This window comes from Parageobacillus thermantarcticus, from assembly GCF_900111865.1.
Lineage (GTDB): Bacteria > Bacillota > Bacilli > Bacillales > Anoxybacillaceae > Parageobacillus > Parageobacillus thermantarcticus.
Window position 1 is genome coordinate 37,910 of the sequence record NZ_FOJS01000004.1, and the last position, 21,025, is coordinate 58,934.

The 21,025-nt window shown below is 46.6% G+C and carries 24 protein-coding genes; 7 read left to right on the forward strand and 17 right to left on the reverse strand.

Features of this window, described 5'->3' with window-relative positions:
- Positions 1 to 36: 36 nt before the first annotated feature.
- From BM278_RS04275 to speE, 5 genes are all read right to left on the reverse strand, one after another.
- Positions 37 to 204 (reverse strand): XapX domain-containing protein, encoded by a 168-nt coding sequence (locus BM278_RS04275; RefSeq protein ID WP_090948192.1) that lies wholly within the window; start codon positions 202 to 204, stop codon positions 37 to 39.
- Between the two features lie 205 nt (positions 205 to 409).
- On the reverse strand, positions 410 to 2,080 hold the full coding sequence (gene argS, locus BM278_RS04280) for an arginine--tRNA ligase (RefSeq protein WP_090948117.1): 1,671 nt from the start codon (positions 2,078 to 2,080) through the stop codon (positions 410 to 412).
- Entirely contained in the window at positions 2,077 to 2,514 is a 438-nt protein-coding gene (locus BM278_RS04285; protein WP_090948118.1) for a YwiB family protein, read from the reverse strand. Before BM278_RS04285 ends, argS begins: the two co-directional genes overlap by 4 nt.
- Positions 2,515 to 2,778: 264 nt before the next feature.
- Positions 2,779 to 3,663, reverse strand: a complete 885-nt coding sequence (gene speB, locus BM278_RS04290; RefSeq protein ID WP_090948119.1) for an agmatinase — start codon at positions 3,661 to 3,663, stop codon at positions 2,779 to 2,781.
- 14 nt (positions 3,664 to 3,677) lie between these two features.
- Positions 3,678 to 4,505: a polyamine aminopropyltransferase gene (speE, locus tag BM278_RS04295; protein ID WP_090948120.1), complete on the reverse strand. Its 828-nt coding sequence runs from the start codon at positions 4,503 to 4,505 to the stop codon at positions 3,678 to 3,680.
- Between the two features lie 193 nt (positions 4,506 to 4,698).
- Between speE and BM278_RS04300 the strand changes: the two genes are divergently transcribed.
- Positions 4,699 to 6,750 carry a transglycosylase domain-containing protein gene (locus BM278_RS04300; protein ID WP_090948121.1) on the forward strand — a complete coding sequence of 684 codons (2,052 nt, stop codon included), beginning with the start codon at positions 4,699 to 4,701 and terminating at the stop codon, positions 6,748 to 6,750.
- A 173-nt stretch (positions 6,751 to 6,923) separates the two neighbouring features.
- Here BM278_RS04300 and BM278_RS04305 read toward each other — a convergent pair whose 3' ends face one another.
- Positions 6,924 to 7,436 carry a YwhD family protein gene (locus BM278_RS04305; protein WP_090948122.1) on the reverse strand — a complete coding sequence of 171 codons (513 nt, stop codon included), beginning with the start codon at positions 7,434 to 7,436 and terminating at the stop codon, positions 6,924 to 6,926.
- A gap of 20 nt (positions 7,437 to 7,456) precedes the next feature.
- Positions 7,457 to 8,125, reverse strand: coding sequence for a site-2 protease family protein (locus BM278_RS04310; RefSeq protein WP_090948123.1), 669 nt, complete (start codon positions 8,123 to 8,125; stop codon positions 7,457 to 7,459).
- Between the two features lie 131 nt (positions 8,126 to 8,256).
- On the opposite strand from BM278_RS04310, the gene BM278_RS04315 reads away from it, so the two are divergent.
- Positions 8,257 to 8,442 carry a 2-hydroxymuconate tautomerase gene (locus BM278_RS04315; protein ID WP_064552831.1) on the forward strand — a complete coding sequence of 62 codons (186 nt, stop codon included), beginning with the start codon at positions 8,257 to 8,259 and terminating at the stop codon, positions 8,440 to 8,442.
- Positions 8,443 to 8,557: 115 nt separating this feature from the next.
- Complete coding sequence (locus BM278_RS04320) at positions 8,558 to 9,859, forward strand: NCS2 family permease (RefSeq protein ID WP_090948124.1); 1,302 nt, start codon at positions 8,558 to 8,560, stop codon at positions 9,857 to 9,859.
- 23 nt (positions 9,860 to 9,882) lie between these two features.
- Here BM278_RS04320 and BM278_RS04325 read toward each other — a convergent pair whose 3' ends face one another.
- The 3 genes from BM278_RS04325 to BM278_RS04335 form a co-directional block, all read right to left on the reverse strand.
- Positions 9,883 to 10,401 (reverse strand): YwgA family protein, encoded by a 519-nt coding sequence (locus tag BM278_RS04325; protein ID WP_090948125.1) that lies wholly within the window; start codon positions 10,399 to 10,401, stop codon positions 9,883 to 9,885.
- Positions 10,402 to 10,414: 13 nt separating this feature from the next.
- Positions 10,415 to 11,716 (reverse strand): HD domain-containing protein, encoded by a 1,302-nt coding sequence (locus BM278_RS04330; RefSeq protein WP_090948126.1) that lies wholly within the window; start codon positions 11,714 to 11,716, stop codon positions 10,415 to 10,417.
- A gap of 149 nt (positions 11,717 to 11,865) precedes the next feature.
- Positions 11,866 to 12,093 (reverse strand): YuzB family protein, encoded by a 228-nt coding sequence (locus tag BM278_RS04335; RefSeq protein ID WP_003253753.1) that lies wholly within the window; start codon positions 12,091 to 12,093, stop codon positions 11,866 to 11,868.
- A 377-nt stretch (positions 12,094 to 12,470) separates the two neighbouring features.
- Here BM278_RS04335 and BM278_RS04340 point away from each other — a divergent pair, with 377 nt between their 5' ends.
- Positions 12,471 to 13,130, forward strand: a complete 660-nt coding sequence (locus BM278_RS04340) for an RsfA family transcriptional regulator (protein WP_090948193.1) — start codon at positions 12,471 to 12,473, stop codon at positions 13,128 to 13,130.
- Between the two features lie 33 nt (positions 13,131 to 13,163).
- On the opposite strand, the gene lipL is transcribed toward BM278_RS04340, so the two are convergent.
- Together lipL and pta are read right to left on the reverse strand one after the other, a co-directional pair.
- The gene (lipL, locus tag BM278_RS04345; protein ID WP_090948127.1) at positions 13,164 to 14,000 is read right to left on the reverse strand and encodes an octanoyl-[GcvH]:protein N-octanoyltransferase; all 837 of its coding nucleotides are present in this window, start codon (positions 13,998 to 14,000) and stop codon (positions 13,164 to 13,166) included.
- A gap of 81 nt (positions 14,001 to 14,081) precedes the next feature.
- Entirely contained in the window at positions 14,082 to 15,059 is a 978-nt protein-coding gene (pta, locus tag BM278_RS04350) for a phosphate acetyltransferase (protein ID WP_090948128.1), read from the reverse strand.
- A 204-nt stretch (positions 15,060 to 15,263) separates the two neighbouring features.
- Here pta and hemQ point away from each other — a divergent pair, with 204 nt between their 5' ends.
- The 3 genes from hemQ to gerQ all read left to right on the forward strand — a co-directional run bounded on the left by hemQ (position 15,264) and on the right by gerQ (position 17,196).
- Positions 15,264 to 16,010, forward strand: coding sequence for a hydrogen peroxide-dependent heme synthase (gene hemQ, locus BM278_RS04355; RefSeq protein WP_090948129.1), 747 nt, complete (start codon positions 15,264 to 15,266; stop codon positions 16,008 to 16,010).
- 217 nt (positions 16,011 to 16,227) lie between these two features.
- The gene (locus tag BM278_RS04360) at positions 16,228 to 16,656 is read left to right on the forward strand and encodes a cell wall hydrolase (protein WP_090948130.1); all 429 of its coding nucleotides are present in this window, start codon (positions 16,228 to 16,230) and stop codon (positions 16,654 to 16,656) included.
- Positions 16,657 to 16,680: 24 nt separating this feature from the next.
- Positions 16,681 to 17,196, forward strand: a complete 516-nt coding sequence (gerQ, locus tag BM278_RS04365; protein WP_090948131.1) for a spore coat protein GerQ — start codon at positions 16,681 to 16,683, stop codon at positions 17,194 to 17,196.
- Between the two features lie 94 nt (positions 17,197 to 17,290).
- Here gerQ and BM278_RS04370 read toward each other — a convergent pair whose 3' ends face one another.
- The 5 genes from BM278_RS04370 to BM278_RS04390 all read right to left on the reverse strand — a co-directional run bounded on the left by BM278_RS04370 (position 17,291) and on the right by BM278_RS04390 (position 21,000).
- On the reverse strand, positions 17,291 to 17,662 hold the full coding sequence (locus tag BM278_RS04370; RefSeq protein ID WP_090948132.1) for a DUF423 domain-containing protein: 372 nt from the start codon (positions 17,660 to 17,662) through the stop codon (positions 17,291 to 17,293).
- Between the two features lie 157 nt (positions 17,663 to 17,819).
- On the reverse strand, positions 17,820 to 18,083 hold the full coding sequence (locus tag BM278_RS04375) for a YwdI family protein (RefSeq protein WP_090948133.1): 264 nt from the start codon (positions 18,081 to 18,083) through the stop codon (positions 17,820 to 17,822).
- 162 nt (positions 18,084 to 18,245) lie between these two features.
- The gene (locus BM278_RS04380) at positions 18,246 to 18,920 is read right to left on the reverse strand and encodes a uracil-DNA glycosylase (protein WP_090948134.1); all 675 of its coding nucleotides are present in this window, start codon (positions 18,918 to 18,920) and stop codon (positions 18,246 to 18,248) included.
- A 49-nt stretch (positions 18,921 to 18,969) separates the two neighbouring features.
- On the reverse strand, positions 18,970 to 19,350 hold the full coding sequence (locus tag BM278_RS04385) for a YkvA family protein (RefSeq protein WP_090948135.1): 381 nt from the start codon (positions 19,348 to 19,350) through the stop codon (positions 18,970 to 18,972).
- Between the two features lie 267 nt (positions 19,351 to 19,617).
- On the reverse strand, positions 19,618 to 21,000 hold the full coding sequence (locus BM278_RS04390) for a glycine--tRNA ligase (protein ID WP_090948136.1): 1,383 nt from the start codon (positions 20,998 to 21,000) through the stop codon (positions 19,618 to 19,620).
- Positions 21,001 to 21,025 lie beyond the last annotated feature (25 nt).

Below are 21,025 nucleotides of genomic sequence, written 5' to 3' on the forward strand. Positions count from 1 at the left end.
AAAAACACATGTTGAGAGCACTGCCCTCAACATGTGTTATTTCCAAAAATAACTTACCCATTCAAACACTTTCATTCCTAAGTATACCCCAACGATGCCGGCGATGCCCGCTAAAGCTGGTGGAGCGGGAATTGGCAAACGAAACAGCGTAAATAAAAAGCCGACTACGATGCCTGTTACTAATGATAAAACCACTTCTTTCATTTCGTTTTCCTCCGTGTTTGTTTTATTGTCATTATGCCCATAAGAAAGAGGGGGCACTCGAAAAAATCCCCCTCTATCCCGCATCTATTGTATCATTGTTGCCCAAAAACGTCTCCTGCCTTTCACGCTGGTCCAATTTTAGATCCAAGCCATTAGCTTGCGACGCTTCACCATGGTCGCGGCCGCAAAACCGGTCTTTCGTCTTCTACATTTTTTCTGGAGCGGATACCCCAATGAGTGCTAAAGCGTTTTGCAACGTGATTTGGACGGCTTTCATCAACGCCAGCCGCGCGCGGCTTTTTTCAACGTTTTCCGGATCCAATACTTTTTCGGCGTTGTAAAAGCTGTGCAGCGCTGACGCTAACTCAAAAACATAGCCGGTAATGCGGTGCGGCATCCGCTTGAGCGCCGCCTCCGAAACAGCGCTTGGAAATTCGCCTAGTTTTTTCAATAGCTCGATTTCTTTTTCCGTTTGGACATAATCAAGCTGCAAATCGCCTTCGTACGATAACTGAAGTTCTTCCCCTTGGCGAAGGATGCTACAGACGCGCGCATGGGCGTATTGCACGTAGTACACCGGGTTTTCGTTCGACTGCGACGTGGCAAGATCCATATCAAAGTCTAAATGAGTGTCGCTTGAGCGCATCGCAAAGAAGTAACGCGTCGCGTCAATGCCGACTTCTTCCATCAATTCGCGCATCGTCACCGCTTTTCCGGTCCGTTTGCTCATTTTTACTCTCTCGCCGTTTTGATACAAATTAACCAACTGAATGATTTCGACTTCGAGCGCGTCAGGATCGTAGCCAAGCGCCTCAATCGCCGCCTTCATGCGCGGAATATAACCGTGGTGGTCCGCGCCCCAAATGTTAATGATTTTTGTAAAACCGCGGCGCAGCTTGTCTTGATGATAGGCGATATCCGGCAACAAATACGTATACGTGCCGTCTTGTTTAATCAAGACGCGGTCTTTGTCGTCGCCAAACGTTGTCGAACGGAACCATGTCGCGCCGTCCTTTTCGTAAATATGTCCGCGTTCGCGCAATATGTTGAGCACTTCATTAATTTTCCCGCTCGTATATAAAGATGTCTCCGAATACCAAACGTCAAACGTCACGCGGAAGTCTGCCAAATCTTTTTTAATTTTTTCTAATTCGTAACGGAGTCCATACTCGCGGAAGAAAGCGAGACGTTCTTGTTCATCCATATTTACATACTTATCGCCATGCTCCTCGGCGAGCTTTTTCCCGATTTCGACAATATCGTCGCCGTAATAGCCGTCTTCCGGCATTTCTTTATCGATCCCAAGCGCTTGGAAATAGCGGGCTTCCACCGATTTTGCCAAATTGTAAATTTGGTTTCCGGCATCGTTAATATAATATTCTCTCGTTACGTCAAACCCGGCTTTTTCTAGAATGTTGCATAAAGAATCGCCGACCGCCGCGCCGCGCGCATGCCCTAAATGCAAGTCCCCGGTCGGATTCGCGGAAACAAACTCCACTTGGACTTTTTGCCCTTTTCCGACATTTGTTTCACCGTAAGATGCGCCTGCTTGAATAATCATCGGAATGAGTTCCGCAAGATAACGGTTATCCATATAAAAATTAATAAAACCCGGACCGGCAATGTCGATTTTTTCCACCGCCACTTTTGTTTGATCGAAATGCTTGACGATTTCTTCAGCAATCGTGCGCGGAGGTTTTTTGGCAATGCGCGCCAACTGCATCGCCATATTTGTCGAATAATCCCCATGCGCTTTTTCTCTCGGCACTTCTAAAATGACGTCCGGCACTTCTTCCTCCTTGGCAAGCCCTGCGCTTACGACAGCGCGTTTAATTTCCTCTTTCATGCGTTCCTTCATTTGTTCGACAATATTCATAATCGTGCCTCCTTAAACATAATCGTCATCGCATGGCGTCCTGCCTGTTCGTTTTGCATTTCCAATTGATACGATAAAAACAGGTGCCCTTGTTTTCTTTTTTCATTATAGCGAAATTCGATATTGTCCGTTTTCGTTTTCATCGTCCACTGTCCGAACGGAGTATCGTACTGCCCGGTTGTCTCTTCGGTTTTGCGAAAGACATGGCGCATCCGAACCGCTCCGGACCGCATCACGACAACTTCGCGATCCGTTATTTTCACAACCGTGTTGATTTGGCCTAGCTCTTGCTGTTCGGTAAATTGCAAATAGACGGCATTTTCTTTTACGTAGCAAAATCCTTCTGTTTCTAAAGCGACCGTTTCTTTGCGAACTCCGTCGCGAATATCGGTAATTTGCTTAAGGCGAATAGGGATTCCGGTTTGCTTTTCCATCAAGGACACACCCTTACGATCAAAAACAAGAGTAATAACTTTATTAAGTATAATGGAATCATTTCCTAATGTTCAAGAGGCTTCAACATCGGTTGCCAGCAAACAAGAAAAAGCGGCTCCCTTTTGAAAGAAGCCGCCTCCAGTGCGTTATTCTGCTTTGCAACACGTTCATCATAAACGCAATCACCGTAAAAAATTTTCGCTGCAACCAGTGGATACGAAACAATCTCGCCATCCAGAAGGAACGCTTTTTGCTGCGCCAGCTTACGCGTTGCGTTTTTGCACCCAACCGAGAATCATTTCGCGAATGAGCTTGCTTGCCGTGTTGGCGGTTTGTTCCGAATGGTCATAGATCGGAGCTACTTCCACCAAATCGGCTCCGACGACGCGGACGTTCGATTTGGCGATTTCATGAATCGCCGCCAACAATTCTTTCGACGTAATGCCGCCGGCGTCCACCGTGCCCGTTCCCGGCGCGCAGGCAGGGTCAAGAACGTCGATATCAATCGTGACATAGACAGGGCGGCCGGCAAGCTTCGGAAGCACTTCTTTTAACGGCTCGAGCACTTCAAACTTCGCGATGTACATCCCGTTATCTTTCGCCCATTGAAACTCTTCTTTCGTGCCTGAACGAATGCCGAACGAAAATACGTTTGTCGGACCCACGAGCTCCGCGACTTTGCGAATCGGCGTCGCATGGGAAAGCGGCTCTCCTTCGTATTGTTCGCGCAAATCGGTATGGGCGTCCATATGGATGACCGCTAAATCAGGATATTTTTTATACACCGCTTTAATGACCGGCCACGAAACGAGATGCTCGCCGCCGATGCCGAGCGGGAATTTATCGGCCGCTAAAATTTTATCCACGAAATCTTCGATCATGTCCAAGCTGCGCTGCGCGTTCCCGAACGGAAGTGGAATATCGCCCGCATCAAAATATTTTACTTCCCCAAGTTCGCGATCCAAATACGGACTATATTCTTCCAATCCGATCGACACTTCGCGAATGCGCGTCGGGCCGAAGCGGGAACCAGGCCGGTAGCTTACCGTCCAGTCCATCGGCATCCCGTAAATGACCGCTTCGCTTTCCGCAAAATCCGGATGGCTTTTAATAAAGACATTGCCCGAATACGCCTCATCAAATCGCATTTTCGCGCCCTCCCCTATTTCAATAAATCAGCGACAAATTTCGGCAGAACAAAACAAGCTTTATGAAGCTCTTTCGTGTAATATTTCGTATCGATGTCATGGAAACGTTCGTCGCTCACTTCAAGCGGATCGTATTTTTTCGAACCGATCGTAAACGTCCATAACCCGCTTGGATATGTCGGGATGTTTGCCGTATATAGGCGCGTGATCGGGAAAATTTCGCGCACGTCGCGGTAGACGTTGCGGATTAAATCCGCTTTAAACCAAGGGTTGTCCGTTTGCGCAACGAAAATGCCATCTTCTTTCAGCGCTTTGGCGATGCCGGCATAAAAGCCTTTCGTAAATAAGTTGACGGCCGGACCGACCGGTTCTGTCGAATCGACCATAATGACGTCATATTCGTTTTCGCTTTTTGCGATGTGCATAAAGCCGTCGTCGACTTTTACTTCTACACGCGGGTCATCTAACTTGCCGGCGATTTCCGGAAGATATTTTTTCGAACATTCAATGACTTTTCCGTCAATTTCTACTAATGTCGCTTTTTTTACGCTCGGGTGTTTCAACACTTCGCGAATAACACCGCCGTCACCGCCGCCAACGACAAGCACGTTTTCCGGATTCGGATGGGTGAAAAGCGGAACGTGCGCAACCATTTCGTGGTACACGAATTCATCTTTTTGCGTTGTCATGACCATTCCGTCTAAAATAAGCATATTGCCGAATTCCACTGTCTCGACCATGTCCAGCTTTTGAAACGGGGTTTGCTCTGTATGTAAAGTGCGTTTAATTCTCGCTGTAATGCCAAAGTGCTCTGTTTGCTTTTCTGTAAACCATAATTCCATGTTCAACACCCTTTCTTTACACGTTTCAGCTATATACAAACGCTACTTTCATCTTTCCCTAGCGAAGAAAAAACCAAACATGAAAAAGTATAGAGCAATCTAGCAAAAATGCAAGTGAAACTTGATAGAAAAATGTTTAAAATAGAAAAAATTTTTTCATACTAATACAAATACGATCATGAGGTGATGGACGTTGGAAATCATGCCAAGCAGCCGGTTTCGCGGAACGTGGAAATACATTCGGGCGTTCGTCTTCATCAGTTTGATCCTAGCAATCTTTTTCGCCGTTATGCTTGCCGGTTTAATCGCGTTCGCCAAACTAAAAGGGGCCCCGCCTCTAGCCGTTCCGCAAACGACGATTTTTTACGCGGATGACGGCTCGAAAATCGGCGAAAGCGATAACGGGCAAACGCGCTACTGGGTGGACATTGATGATATATCCCCCTATATCATACAGGCAACGATCGCTGTAGAAGACCGGAAATTTTATGAACATCACGGCTTTGATATAAAGCGGATTATCGGCGCCGTTGTCGCGAATATAAAGGCGATGGCGAAAGTGCAAGGAGCAAGCACCATTACCCAGCAATACGCGCGCAATTTATTTTTAAACCACGATAAAACATGGACGCGAAAATTGCAAGAAGCGTTATATACGATTCGCCTCGAAGCGAATTACAGCAAAAAGCAAATTTTAGAAGGATACTTAAACACCATTTACTACGGCCATGGCGCTTACGGAATCGAAGCGGCCTCCCATTATTATTTCGGAAAGCCGGCAAAAAAGCTGACATTAAGCGAAGCGGCGATGCTGGCCGGAATCCCGAAAGGCCCGTATTATTATTCGCCATTTATTGACGAAAAGCGGGCGAAAGCGCGGCAAAAAACGGTGCTTTCGTCGATGGCCAAAGCCGGATACATCAGCGAAAAAGAAGCGGAACAAGCGTATCAAACACCGCTTGTTTATTTCCGCCATCACGAGGCAAAAAAGAAAAAAATCGCCCCTTATTTTCAAGATGTGGTGAAATATGCGCTGCGCAATCAATTAGGGCTAGATGAACGCATGATCGAAACGGGCGGATTGCGCGTGTATACGTCGCTTGATCCAAAAATGCAAGAAATTGCCGAACGAAAAATTGATGACATCATTGACCCTCGTTCGAACATTCAAGTTGCGCTTGTCGCGATGGATCCGCGTTCGGGAGAAGTAAAAGCGCTCGTCGGCGGCCGAAATTATGATAAAAGCCCGTTTAACCGCGCCGTGCAAGCGGAGCGGCAGCCGGGCTCGACATTTAAACCGTTTCTTTATTATGCGGCCATTCAGCAAGGATTCACGCCATCGACGCAAATGCGAAGCGAACTGACGACGTTTACGTTTGATAACGGCAAGTCCACATATACCCCGCATAACTATAATGATTACTATGCGAATGAGGAGATTACGCTCGCTCAGGCAATCGCCTTGTCGGATAACGTATTCGCCGTCAAAACGCACTTATTTATCGGCGAGGACAAACTTGTCGAAACGGCGAAAAAACTTGGCATTACAAGCAAATTAAAAGCGGTGCCTTCCCTGGCGCTCGGTACGTCGCCGGTGAAAGTGATCGACATGGTGAAAGCTTACAGCGCATTTGCCAACAACGGCAAAAAAGTCGAGCCGGTTTTTATAAAAAAAGTCGTCAATCATAAAGGAGAAACGATTTACGAATATAAACGATCAAGCAAGCAGGCGCTCGATCCGGACGCCGCATACGTAACGGCCCAGCTGATGACGGGCATGTTCGACCCGAAGTTAAACGACTACACGACCGTCACCGGGCAATCGATTCGCAAACAGATCACACGCCCGTATGCGGGAAAATCAGGAACGACCGAAACGGATAGCTGGATGATCGGGTTTGCCCCGCAGCTAGTTGCCGGGGTATGGACCGGCTACGACCGCGGGGAAACGATGGATAAAATCGCGGAGAAACAATATGCAAAACAAATTTGGGTGCAGTTTATGGAAGAAAGTTTACGAGGAAAGCCAAAGAAAAAATGGAAACCAACAAAAGGGGTCGTCGGCGTCTATGTCGACCCGGACAACGGCAAGCTCGCGACAAAATCATGCCCGGTAAAACGCCTCACTTATTATATCGCCGGCACAGAACCGACCGACTACTGCACCGACCATTTGCATCGCAAAAAATCAAAGGATACGGAAGAAAAGAAAAATTGGTTTGAAAAATGGTTTCCTTGGTTTTAAAAGGAACCCCCCAAGCGGTCTCGCTTGGGGGGTTCCTTGTCCTAGTTTTATTGTGTTATACATGCAGCTTTAGTTTACCTTGTTTCCTACGAAACGACAAGTACTCGCCATATGACGTTCACAAAAACGTCACATATATGGAAATTAATGAAAGCAGTGGTTTTCTCTCCTTTTTATTCTCCGCCTTCCAATCCTTTTCTCAATTCCTCGCTCGAACGATTCCACATTTCGATATCGTGTTGTTTTAAAAAGTCGGCAAGCACCCGTTTTGATTTTTCGTCCATATGATCGACGATAATACGATGCTTCAGTGACTTATCTAAACGATTCACATGCTCTGGAAGCAGCTTATAGCCGCGGCGCGCCTCCCGGTCGACTGTCATTTCGCACGCCGTTACCCCGGCATAATACGGACCTTCTTCTTTTCGCTCAATCGTCACCCATACGATCCAATACGGCTTTCCGTTTGGCACTTCCTCGCGATTCGGCGTAAATTTAATTCCCCGTTCCACGACGCTCCGGGCATGCATCGCTCCCATATCGACGAACGCTTCCCCCGCTTCGACATCAATAATGACCGGTGAAACATTTTCCAAACTTAACACTCCCGCGCCAAACCCGCCGTGGCCGTCCGTCGGGTCATCTTTAATGATATTAAATCCGATATTTTTCTTTTTTTTCTCCATCTAAACGCCCCCTTCATGATTTAAAAGAATAATGCAGAAAAAAAGGATTGCAAGTTTTCCAAGACAAACGGAATCGCCACATTGAAAAGCGGCTGTATCGTATAACGGTCAAGCGGCGTCAACACAAGAATCAGAAAAAGGAGCGCCCCATAACTTTCCCACTGCGTCATTTTTGCGCGAACGCCTTGTGGCGCCAAATCCTCGATAATCCGGTAACCGTCGAGCGGCGGAAATGGAAGCAAGTTAAAGATAAACAACACCGCATTTAAGCTAATAAAAATTTGAAAGAACAAATCGAACCCCGCGGCAAACCAATCGGGAATCGCCGCCATCACGCCGAAACGAACCATGCTATACCACACAAGAAATCCGAGCGCGGCAAGAAGAAGATTGCTGAAAGGCCCCGCAGCCGACACAAGAATCCCGGCAAGGCGCGGATTGGCAAAGTTAAGCCGATTCACCGGAACGGGCTTTGCCCAGCCGAACCCGGCAAGAAAAATAAGCAATGTGCCAAGCAAATCGAGATGGGCAAGCGGGGCTAATGTCAGCCTTCCCTCGTTTTTTGCCGTCGGGTCGCCGAACTTATAAGCGACGTACGCATGGGCAAATTCATGAACCGAAAAAGCAATCGCGAGCGCCATGAACACATATGGAATCTCTTGAAACGAATAAGGCAATAAATGTTCCACTCTTTTTAGCTCCTTTTTTCCATTAATCGTTTATTAATTAGTATACATGATTATACGGAAAAAGTGGACGGGAGTTCCCTTTTTCATGATATAATAAACGCGACAAACGACGCGCAAAAGGAGGACAACCCATGCCTTACGTTACAATCAAAATGCTCGAGGGACGCACGGACGAGCAGAAAAAGGCGCTTGTTGAAAAAGTGACAGAAGCGGTCGCCGAAACAACAGGCGCCTCGAAAGACAAAATTGTCGTGTTTATTGAAGAAATGTCGAAAAACCATTACGCGATCGCCGGAAAACGTTTAAGCGACGAATAATAAGTGCGCAAGCAAGGAACTTTTTATCGTTCCTTGCTTTTTTCATTGCAAATTTTCTAAAAAACGAATATTATTATATGTGTAATTCAAAATGTTCGTATTTTGGAGGTAAACGATGTTCGATTTGGCGAAACATAACACGAACGTAAAAACAGAAATCATCGCCGGATGTACGACGTTTTTAACGATGGTGTACATCATCGTCGTAAACCCTGTCGTATTGTCGGATGCCGGTGTTCCGTTTTCCCAAGTGTTCACCGCAACGATTATCGCGACGATCATCGGAACGCTATGGATGGCGTTATTTGCGAACTATCCGATCGCGATCGCGCCGGGGATGGGATTAAACGCGTATTTTGCCTACTCCGTCGTCGGATCGCACGGCAATATTTCGTATGAAGTCGCATTCTCGGCCGTGTTCGTTGCCGGAATCCTTTTTGTCATTTTGTCGCTGACGCCGTTTCGCAGCAAGCTGATCGAAGCGATTCCGGAAAATTTAAAACACGGCATTACTGCGGGAATCGGCTTGTTTATCGCTTTTATTGGCCTTCGTTTAACCGGGATTATTCAAGCGCATCCGCAAAACTTAGTCGCATTGGGTGATTTGCATTCGCCATCGGCGGTGTTGACGCTCATCGGCTTGGCGGTGACGCTCGTGCTTATGTCGCTCGGCGTCAACGGCGCGCTCTTTTTCGGGATGGTCATCACCGGAGTGATTGCTTATTTCACCGGCCAATTAAAATTTGATAAAGGCTTCGTTTCCATGCCATCACTGCCGGAAGGGCTAGTCGTCGCCAATCCGTTTACTGCGATCGGCGATGTCATCCATTACGGATTGTATGCCGTTGTGTTTTCCTTTTTGCTTGTGACGATTTTCGACACGACGGGAACGATGATCGGCGTCGCCCAGCAAGCCGGGCTGATGAAAGGAAAAACGATGCCGCGCGCCCGCGAAGCGTTGCTTGCCGATTCCGTCGCAACGACGATCGGCGCGATGTTCGGCACTAGCCCAACGTCCGCTTACATCGAATCTTCCTCAGGTGTCGCTGCCGGAGGGCGCACCGGAATTACCGCGCTGACGGTCGCGATATTATTTGCCTTATCCGCCTTTTTCGGACCGCTTGTCAGCGCTGTCTCCGGCATCGCCGCGATTACCGCGCCGGCGCTTATTATCGTCGGCAGCTTAATGATGGGCAGCATCGCCCGCATTCAATGGGATCAATTAGATGAAGCGTTCCCGGCGTTCCTGATTATTTTAAGCATGCCGCTCACTTCAAGCATCGCAACAGGAATCGCGCTCGGCTTCATTTCTTACCCGCTGTTAAAAATCACGCGCGGCAAATGGCGCGAAGTGCATCCGCTCGTTTACATTTTCGCCGTCCTTTTCTTCTATCAACTTGCCTTTTTGCCGCATTAACAGGCATAAAAAACGAAGTCCCGTCATGCGTGGACTTCGTTTTTTACTTTGGCGCGCAATTTCTCTATGTACATATATGCCTGCTCAATTTCTTCTTCTGTATACCGCTGCTTGCTTTTTAATAAAAACACTTTTTCTTTCACTTCTTCTTTCGTCAAATGCTCAAAATAAAGCACCGTCGAGACGAGCTCTAAAAATCGCGAGTTTTGCTCGTTCATATCTTGCATGCATTCTTGTAGATGGGGCATCTTGATATCATAATGGTTTAAAAACTGCTCTCCCGCTTCCGTCAGCGTGTAGCGGTATTGGAAATAGCCGCCTTTTTTTTCTTTTACTTCATGCAAAAATCCTAAATTACAAAGTTCCTCCACACGGCACGTTAACTCTTCGGAGTACGGCCCATAAAAATGAAAGTCAAATTTCTCGTAAAACGGAAATTGCAATTTTTTCGCGATATAAATCATTTTTTGCAGCTTTTTGCGGCCGACGATTTCCCCAGCTGCCGCCAACGCCTTCATCACCTTTGCATGTTCAGTGAACACTCCCCGTCATCTCCTAACCCTCTAAAATTTCGATAATTTTTTTCTTTGTTGTTCGCTTCGTCGAAAAGTCGTAAATAAAATCAGCTGGAAAATATAGTTTATGGTCGGTTCTCCGTTTTCCGGAAATCGCATCGACAAGCACCGATTCCCGCGACAGCTCGCGAAGCTCTCCGTTCGGCATCAGCAAATAAATCGGCAGCCGCTCCCCTTCTTCGCCCGGACGGTAAAAATCGTACGGCAAATCGGACGAAGAATCGACAACTAAATAATATTCCGGATCAATGCCCGCTTTTTTAAACAAGCTTGTCAGTTCGATCAGCTTTGTCATCTGTTCATTCGTTGGATTAAATTCGACATATTTGAATAAATGGCGATTCACAAAACGGCGGCAAAGGTCGCTTAAAATCTCATCACGCTCGTCTTGCCACTGCTGGAAATAAAACAATATGACCGCTTCATCAAGCTTTAAATAATCTTGCAAATCCACTTTTCCGGCAAAGAACGAATAAAAGTGGATCGGCTTCGTTTGAAAGTTGTATCCTTCTTCATACAGCTTTTTTGCGCGATGCAAAATTTTCGTTAAAATGACTTCGGCGCTGCGCGTCACTGGATGGAAATAAACTTGCCAATACATTTGATAGCGGCTCATAATATAGTCTTCCACCGCATGCATGCCGCTCCTCTTGATGACGACTTGGTCTTCGCGCGGGCGCATGACGCGCAAAATCCGCTCCATGTCAAAATTGCCATAACTGACGCCGGTATAATACGCGTCCCTTAACAAATAGTCCATTCGGTCGGCGTCAATTTGGCTCGAAATTAAGCTGACGACAAGCTTATTCGGATACGTTTTCGCAATGACTTCCGCCACTTTTTTCGGAAAATCGTCGCTCACGCGGCGAAGCACGGCGTTCACTTCCGTATCCCCTAAAATAATCGCCTGGGTGAAATCTTCATGATCAATCCGAAACACTTTTTCAAACGAATGAGAAAACGGCCCGTGTCCTAAATCGTGCAACAACGCCGCGCATAAACAAAGAAGCCGTTCGCTATGGTCCCAATGTTCGCGGCCGACGAACACATCGTCAATAATGCGGCGAATAATTTCATAGACGCCAAGGGAATGGTTGAAGCGGCTATGCTCGGCGCCGTGGAACGTCAAATATGTCGTGCCGAGCTGTTTAATGCGGCGCAATCGCTGAAACTCTTTCGTTCCGATTAAATCCCAAATGACTTTGTCGCGAACGTGTATATATCGATGAACAGGATCTTTAAATACTTTTTCCTCGCTCAGCTGCCCGCCGGGATATGCCATGTTATCCCCTCTTCCATTTCTGACTGAATCTATTATAAGCCGTTTTCGGCGATAAAAAAATACTCGATTTTTCCTCATTTATCTATCATTATTTCCTAAATATAGAAACAAAAAATCACCTTCTTCCTAAAAATTATGAAGGCGATTTTTTAGCTTTTCTTCAATTTTTCGGCAATTTTTTCGATCAGCTCATCTTCCGTCAGCGCGGAGACTGGACGGTTATTGACAAACGCAAACGTTTTTTTGCGGCCGGGACCGCAGTACGACTGGCAACCGATTTTAATCGTCGCGTTTGGGTCAAGCTTTTTTAAACGCGGAATCAACGTTTTTAAATTCGGCGCTTTGCAATCGGCGCAGACGCGAAATTCATTCGCCATCTCTCGTCACCCTTTCTCTTCGCTCGGCAGATTTATGCACTAACGTGTATTCTAACGCTTCTTTACTGGCAATGCAAGTTTGCTTACTCACTCTCGTTTCCCTCATCTATGTTTCACACAAAAAAATTTAACAAGTTTTCCTCTACATAGGAAGCACCCCTTGTCAATCCGTGATTATTGTGTAAAAATTCGCTCTCGCTCCAGCGAATTTCGATTAGGAAAATCAAACTGCTTTCTGCCGCTTCTTTTTAGACAAAATCTCGGAGTTAATCAGCAACTCTTGCAACTTTTTATTCATGGAAACTAAAAAATAGTATAAAACTTCCTATTTTTGTCCATGCTTCTACTAGCAAATAAGAAAAAGGGAGTTGAGAATGATGAAACAACGTCAAGATGCATGGACAGAAGAAGATGATTTACTATTAGCAGAAACGGTGCTGCGGCACGTGCGGGAAGGAAGCACGCAGCTGAACGCGTTTGAAGAAGTCGGCGATAAATTAAACCGAACGTCCGCCGCCTGCGGATTCCGCTGGAATGCCGTCGTCCGCCGGCGCTATGAACAAGCGCTGCAACTAGCCAAGCGGCAGCGGAAAGAACGGCAACGGCTTCTCGGAAAGCAGCAAGCGGCACGCAAAAAGCGCTTGTACAATCCACCTGTTCCTTCTTTGGAAGAAATAGGAGAAATCGTCCAATTGCCAGCGGTTGTACCTTCTTCCAATGAGACGTCGTCCATAACGCTCGATCACGTGATCTCCTTTTTACAAACATTCAAAAAAGTTCATCGTGATCACGAATCATTAGTAAAAGAAAACGAGCGTTTACGAAAAGAAAATGAAGAAATGCGCGCGAAAAATGAAGAATTGGCAAAGAAAATTGCCAAATTGGAAGAAAACTCTTCGACGATTCAAGAAGATTATGAAACATTGGTAAGAATTATCAATAGAGCCCGCAAGCTTGTCTTGCAAGAGGAAGAAGAGCGACAAGCGCTTAAATTCCGAATGGACCAAAACGGAAATTTGGAAAAAATCGCAGAATAACTAACGGCTGCCCGTTTTTAACGAGGCAGCCGTTTATTGCGTTATCAACGACTTCTCATTCCGGTTGACGATCCGCTCCCAATAATATTCGTATAACGATAACTCCTCTGCCGTCAAAGCGGACGAATAAAGTTCGCCGCCAAACGATTGCAGCGCGCGAAACAATAAAAGTAAGGCTGACGATATCGTTAACTCTTCGTTAAGCAATTCAGAAAGCGATGCCATCGTGCTCGGAACAATCGTTGGGTATGCAAACTTCGTCGTCTCTCCTTTTAACCCAAGTTCGTAAAATCGTTGGATCAACTCCGCGCGCGCCGAGCCGCTGCCGTTGATGCATAAATAAATTTGCACCGCAACGCCACCGCGCACGCGCCGCTGCGAAATGCCGGCGAATTTTTTTCCGGCAATGCTTAAATCGTAGCTTCCCGGACAGTACGAACCAACGATTTCTCTTGCTTCAATCGCCTTGCTGTAATCCGAAAACATCGCCTGTATCAGCTGCCACATCGCTTCATATCCTTGATTAATATCAATCGCTTTCGTCGTTTCTGGAAAAATGAGCGATATATTAAGCACTCCATCGTCCAGCACGACGGCAAGCCCCCCCGAATTACGGACGATAACGTTGTATTTTTGCGTTTTTAAAAATGACACGGCGTCACGCAAATGGGGAAGCTTCGTATCTTGAATCCCTAACACAACTGTATTGTAATGAACCCATGTGCGAACGACCGGATCGGACATCCCTTTTCCTACCGATGTACAAAGTGTATCATCGATCGCAAACGACTGTTTTGCGTCAAACATCGGGCCGAAATGCGACTGGTCAATAATGCGCCATTTCGCCTGCTGCAATAATTCGTGAACCATGGCTTTTCTCCTTAACGAAATCATTTGCAAAAATTATACCATAAACAGAAAAAAGGTGACTCTTCGTCACCCTTTCCCGAATTATTGTAGCGATTGCGCCGCGGTAATAAGCGTCAGCTTGTACACATCTTCCGCATTGCAGCCGCGCGACAGATCGTTCACAGGCTTATTGAGCCCTTGCAAAATCGGACCAACCGCTTCAAAATTGCCGAGGCGCTGAGCGATTTTATAGCCGATATTTCCCGCTTCTAAGCTTGGGAAAATAAATACGTTCGCGTCTCCTTGAATAACGGAATCCGGCGCTTTCTTTTTCGCGACGGACGGAACGAACGCCGCGTCGAACTGAAACTCGCCGTCCAACACTAAGTCCGGCGCCATTTCTTTTGCAAGCCGCACCGCTTCGACAACTTTTTCCGTTTCCGGCGATTGTGCCGATCCTTTTGTCGAAAAGCTCAACATCGCCACGCGCGGTTCGATGTCGAACATTTTTGCCGTGTTGGCGCTCTCGACAGCAATTTCCGCCAAATCTTGGCTGTCCGGGGCAATGTTGATCGCGCAATCGGCAAATACGTACTTCTCATCACCGCGCACCATAATGAACACGCCCGACGTTTTGCGGACGCCTTGTTTCGTTTTAATAATTTGCAACGCAGGTCTCACCGTATCGGCCGTTGAATGCGCCGCGCCGCTGACAAGCCCATGCGCCTTATCCATATACACGAGCATCGTGCCAAAATAATTTTCGTCAAGAAGCAGCTTTCGCGCCGTTTCTTCCGTCACTTTTCCTTTGCGGCGTTCGACAAATGCGGCAACAAGCTCGTCCATTTCCCCGTACTGATGCGGGTCAATGATTTCAACATTCGGAAGCGTCAATCCAAGCTCGCTCGCTTTTTGCTTTACCGCTTCTTCGTTGCCGATGACAATCGGCGCGACGATTTGCTCGTTCGCCAGACGGCTCACCGCTGTTAAAATACGCTCATCAAGCCCTTCCGGAAACACGATTTTCCGTTGTTTTCCCACCACTTTTTCTTTTAAAGCAGAAAATAAATCGCTATTCACGAACGAATCCTCCTCAATGTATGAAATGCCCTATATACTAGGATACTCTTATTATGTAGAAACGCAACCAAGTTAAGCACTTACAATAAAAAGTCGCTTTATTAAAACAATTCAGTTTACTGCCTTTTATATGCGACATTCGAGCGTTTCTCGGTTAAACTATGGTATAGTAAAACTGTAAATTACATATAAGGAGTGAGGAAAATGAGTGAAGCGGCACAAACACTCGATGGCTGGTATTGCCTTCACGATTTCCGCTCGGTCGATTGGAGCGCTTGGAAAACGTTAACGAGCGATGAGCGTGAAGCAGCCATTCGCGAGTTTTTATCATTAATCGAAAAATGGCAGGAAACGGAAGACAAACAAGAAGGCAGCCACGCGGTTTATACGATCGTCGGGCAAAAAGCCGACATTATGTTTATGATTTTGCGGCCGACGATCGAAGAATTGAATGAAATCGAAACGGCGCTAAACAAAACAAAACTGGCCGAATGTTTAGTACCAGCCTATTCTTACGTTTCCGTCGTCGAGTTAAGCAACTACTTAGCCTCCGGAAATGAGGACCCTTATCAAATTCCGGAAGTGCGCCGCCGTCTCTACCCAATTTTGCCGAAAACGAAGCACATTTGCTTCTATCCGATGGACAAGCGCCGCCAAGGCAATGACAACTGGTACATGCTTTCAATGGAAGAACGCCGCAATTTAATGCGCGCCCACGGCATGACAGGTCGGAAATACGCCGGCAAAGTGACGCAAATTATCACCGGCTCCGTCGGCTTGGATGATTTTGAATGGGGCGTAACATTGTTCTCCGACGATGCATTGCAATTTAAAAAGCTCGTTTACGAAATGCGTTTTGACGAAGTGAGCGCCCGCTATGGGGAATTTGGATCATTCTTTGTCGGAAACCGTTTAACGGTGGAAAAAGTGCCGTTATTTTTCCACGTTTAATCTATTCTCCCGCTTCTTTTCCAAAAGAAGCGGGAATTTTTTGTCTTTGCGCTCCTGTTTTTTGGACAAACCTCGTTTTTTTGTCATATCCCGCTTTTTTCTCCCATAAATATAAAATCAGAAATTCGCATTCAAAAATTTATTGTCCATTGTCACCATTTTTCACTTGTATCAATAGCCTAATATTGTTGAGAACAAAGACAGTTGAGGTGACAATATGGCTGTTGTGGCATGCACAGATGAAGACGTAAAATTGTTGGCGAGGCTGATGCGGGCAGAAGCAGAAGGCGACGGAAGACTTGGCATGTTAATGGTCGGAAACGTCGGCGTAAACCGCGTCATCGCCAATTGCCTTGACTTTCGGGGGCTGCGCACGATCCGCCAAATGGTGTTTCAAAGCCCGGGCGGGTTTGAGGCGGTGCAAAAAGGCTATTTCTACCAAAGAGCAAGAGACATCGACATTCAATTAGCCCGTCAAGTGATTCGCGGCTGGCGATACCATCCCGCCACCTACGCGCTCTGGTTTTTTAAACCTCCAGAGGGGGCGGATTGTCCGCCACAATGGTTTGGCCAATGGAACGCCGGCCGTTATAAATCGCATTGTTTTTATGCGCCGACACCAAGCGATTGCCCAAGAGTATATTAAATTTGATGAAGGAGGTTCTTCCTTATGTCCGCTAACTCGTACGAAAATACGTTTAACTCTTTGGAGGACGAACGTCAACAACCTTATTATCCGTATCTATATGGATACATGTATCCACAAGCATACTATCCGACCGCTTATCCATACTACCAGCAACCAATGATGGCGCCAGCTCCTGCATTTAGTTCTCAAGTTCCTTCTTTCGCAACGCAAACGCCGACAACGGCAAGCCAGCCGTCCATCCCCGGCATGCTTCCGATTGAACAATCGTACATTGAAAACATTTTGCGCCTCAACAAAGGAAGAATGGTTACCGTATATATGACGTTTGAAAACAATCGAGAATGGAACGCGAAAGTATTCCGCGGCGTCATCGAAGCGGCGGGACGCGACCATTTGATTTTAAGCGACCCGCAAACGGGAATGCGCTATTTACTGCCAATGATCTACCTTGATTATATCGTGTTTGAGGGGGAAATTGCCTACGAATATCCGTTCGCCGGCGCGACCGCGGGATTAAGCACCTATTCTCCGCGATAAAGCTTCCAAAAAATCCCTCGCACGCAAACAATGTTGCACCACGTGGCACCCCTTTTACTGGAAAACAGCACGGGGCAGACGCTTGCCTGCCCCATTACAACGCTTTCGCCGCCGCGTATCCGATCAGTATCCACGCAATCAAAAACGCAACGCCGCCAAACGGCGTGATCGCCCCGAGCGGTTTGATTTGCGTCAAGCTTAAAACATATAAGCTCCCAGAAAACAATACAATGCCAATAAACATAATCCAGCCGGCTGCCGTCAACAAGTTTATATTCGGAAACTTGCCGAGCATCAATCCGACGACAAACAAACCGAGCGCGTGGAACATTTGATATTGTACGCCCGTTTTCCATATTTCAAAATAACGATCCGGAATTTTTCCTTCCAGCCCATGCGCTCCAAACGCCCCAAGCGCAACAGATAAAAACGCGTTAATCGCTCCAAGAAGCACAAACGTTTTCATTTACCTCCGTCCCCTCATGAACAATTTTCCATCACTATGATAACGTATTTCCGCATAAAAGAAAAACCCCCTCTGTTTTAGAAGGGCCGTCGACGATCAATCCAGCATGCTGATGTCTCTGGATTTTGCCTATCGATGATGAAAGAAAAAATCACACTTAAAAATCGAATAACGATGGTCCGTTCGCATCATCTCCGATGTCGATTCGCTCGCTTTTCCCTTGTGGAATGGAAAGCGGCGCCGTGGCCGCGACAGAAGTGACCGTCGTTTCCTTTTCTTCTTCTTTTTCCAGCACTAAATCACACAAAGCGCGAACGGCGGCGACGTGCTCGCGCAAACGTTGCGGGCTGGCAGCGACTTTTGCTTGCCGTAGCTGTTCTTCCATTTTCGTTAAAATGGCAGCAATCGGTATATTCAACACTTTCACTCCTATTCTACATAAAATTGCGATGAACGTTTGGCTCCGTCATTTTCCCGTTCGCTTTCTTCTATTTCATATTCACACTTTAGAAAAAAGGGAAGGGAACAAGATGAGGCTTGCCGCGCGCAGCGTTTTCTGGCTCCGACAGAAAAGCTTCCACCATTAAATATTTTCGATCTGCCAATCAATCGGCTCGCGCCCCACTTTTTGCAAAAAGGCATTTGTGCGCGAAAAAGGGCGGTGGCCAAAAAAGCCGCGCGCAGCGGAAAACGGGCTTGGATGCGGCGCTTCAATAACATAATGGTGCGGATTGGTAATGAGCTCTTTTTTTTCTTGCGCGTTCCGCCCCCATAAAAGAAAGACAACGGGATCTTGTTTTTCATTCACAAGCTCAATCACGCGGTTAGTAAAAATTTCCCATCCTTTTCCTTTATGTGAATTTGCTTGCCCGCGTCTTACGGTTAATACCGTGTTTAACAATAGCACTCCCTGCTTTGCCCACTTTACTAAATAGCCGTTGTTTGGAATGTAGCAGCCTAAATCGTCATGAAGCTCTTTAAAAATATTGACTAGTGACGGCGGCAACGGAACTCCCGGTTTGACGGAAAAGCTCAATCCGTGCGCCTGTCCCGGCCCGTGATACGGATCTTGCCCTAAAATAACGACTTTCACTTGCGCATATGGCGTATAATGAAGCGCGTTAAAAATATCATACATATCCGGGTAAATCGTTCTCGTGCGGTATTCTTCTTTCAAAAATTCACGCAGCTTTATGTAATACGGCTTGCGAAACTCTTCTTCGAGCAGTGGAGCCCAGTCGTTTTTTAAAATCGCCATAGCCAAAACTCCCTTTCGTTTGTTCATCATTAATGTATCATAACCAATTTCATATAAACCGTTCAGCGAGAAACTGGAGCAGCCAAACGAACAGCGCCACATACAAAAAAATGATCAACCCGCCGACAAGCCAGTTTTTTGGCTTTTCTTTCTTCGCCAATTCCGCCGCTTGGGCGCGATATTCAGCGATGACCTCATTCGGCATCCATTTCAAAGCGAGATAAATGCCGAGAGGAACAAGAATCAAATCATCGAGATACCCTAAAATCGGGATAAAATCGGGAACAAGATCAATCGGACTGAAGGCATAAGCGACGACACATAGCGTAAACAACCGCAACCACCGAGAAACCCGAGGGTCTTTATACGCTAAATACAAAACAAACAATTCTCGTTTTAGCTCCTTCGCTCGCCGTTTCCATGTCTGCATTTCGCTTCTCCTTTTTCCGTAATATTGTAAGACACGGACATGTTATTTGTAAACTTGCCTAAAGAGGTGGAACAGTGACGGTAATCGAGACAACGATAAACTATACAACCTATTTCTATTATTACGGAAAATCGCGAAAAAGCACAACATGTTGGAAACAAAGAGAAAACATCTGCCGCCGAAAATGTTGCTGTCGTTTTCCGATTTTTCATCATACCAAAATTAAAGAGCGCCTTATCCAAGCAAAGGCGCTCTTCTTTTCAATGGCTAAAATTGAATTTTTTCCTCTAAAAAGCTTTTTAACTGAGAAATCGGAATTCGCACTTGTTCCATTGTGTCGCGGTCACGCACCGTCACCATGCCGTCTTGCTCGGAATCAAAATCGTACGTAATACAGAACGGCGTGCCGATTTCATCTTGGCGGCGATAACGTTTGCCGATCGAACCGGACTCGTCGTAATCGACCATAAAATGTTTCGACAAATCGGCAAAAATGTTGCGCGCTTTTTCCGCCAATTTTTTCGATAACGGAAATACGGCGGCTTTATAAGGAGCAAGCGCCGGATGCAGGCGCATCACCGTCCGCGTCGTGCCATCGTCCAACTCTTCTTCGTCGTAGGCGTCAATCATGAACGCCAGCGTCACGCGGTCTGCGCCAAGGGATGGCTCAATGCAATAAGGGATGTAACGTTCGTTCGTTTCTTGATCGATATATCGGAAATCTTCGCCAGAATATTCCATATGTCGTTTTAAATCGTAATCTGTGCGTGAGGCAATGCCCCATAGCTCGCCCCAGCCAAACGGGAATTTGTATTCGATATCGGTTGTGGCGTTGCTGTAGTGCGACAATTCTTCTTTCGTATGGTCGCGGAGGCGGATGTTTTCCTCCTTCATGCCCAACGACAACAGCCATTGCTTGCAAAACTGCTTCCAGTAATCAAACCATTTCAATTCCTCGCCGGGCTTGCAGAAAAACTCCAGCTCCATTTGTTCGAATTCGCGGGTGCGGAACGTGAAGTTTCCCGGCGTAATTTCGTTGCGGAAGCTTTTTCCGATCTGCGCGATGCCAAATGGCAGCTTTTTCCGCATCGTACGCTGGACGTTTTTAAAGTTCACGAAAATGCCTTGCGCCGTTTCCGGACGGAGATAAATTTCGTTCGCGCTTGATTCCGTTACTCCTTGATACGTTTTAAACATTAAGTTAAATTGCCGAACGTTCGTAAAATCATGGCTGCCGCATTCCGGGCAAGCGATGTTATGCTCTTTAATCAGTTCTTCCATTTTTTCAAACGGAAGGCCATCGACGACCATTTCGATTCCCTTTTCTTCTAGCGCACTTTCGATCAGCTTGTCAGCGCGATGGCGCGCTTTACATTGCTTACAGTCAATCATCGGATCATTAAAATTGCCTAAATGGCCGGACGCTTCCCACGTTTTTGGATTCATTAAAATCGCCGCATCCAAGCCGACGTTATAAGGCGATTCTTGAACGAACTTTTTCCACCATGCCCGCTTAATATTGTTTTTTAATTCCGTTCCGAGCGGGCCGTAATCCCATGTGTTTGCCAAGCCGCCGTAAATTTCCGAGCCTGGAAACACAAAGCCGCGATGTTTGGCGTGAGCAACGATTTGCTCCATTGTCACTGACATGACTGCTTCCTCCTTTACCGTTTTT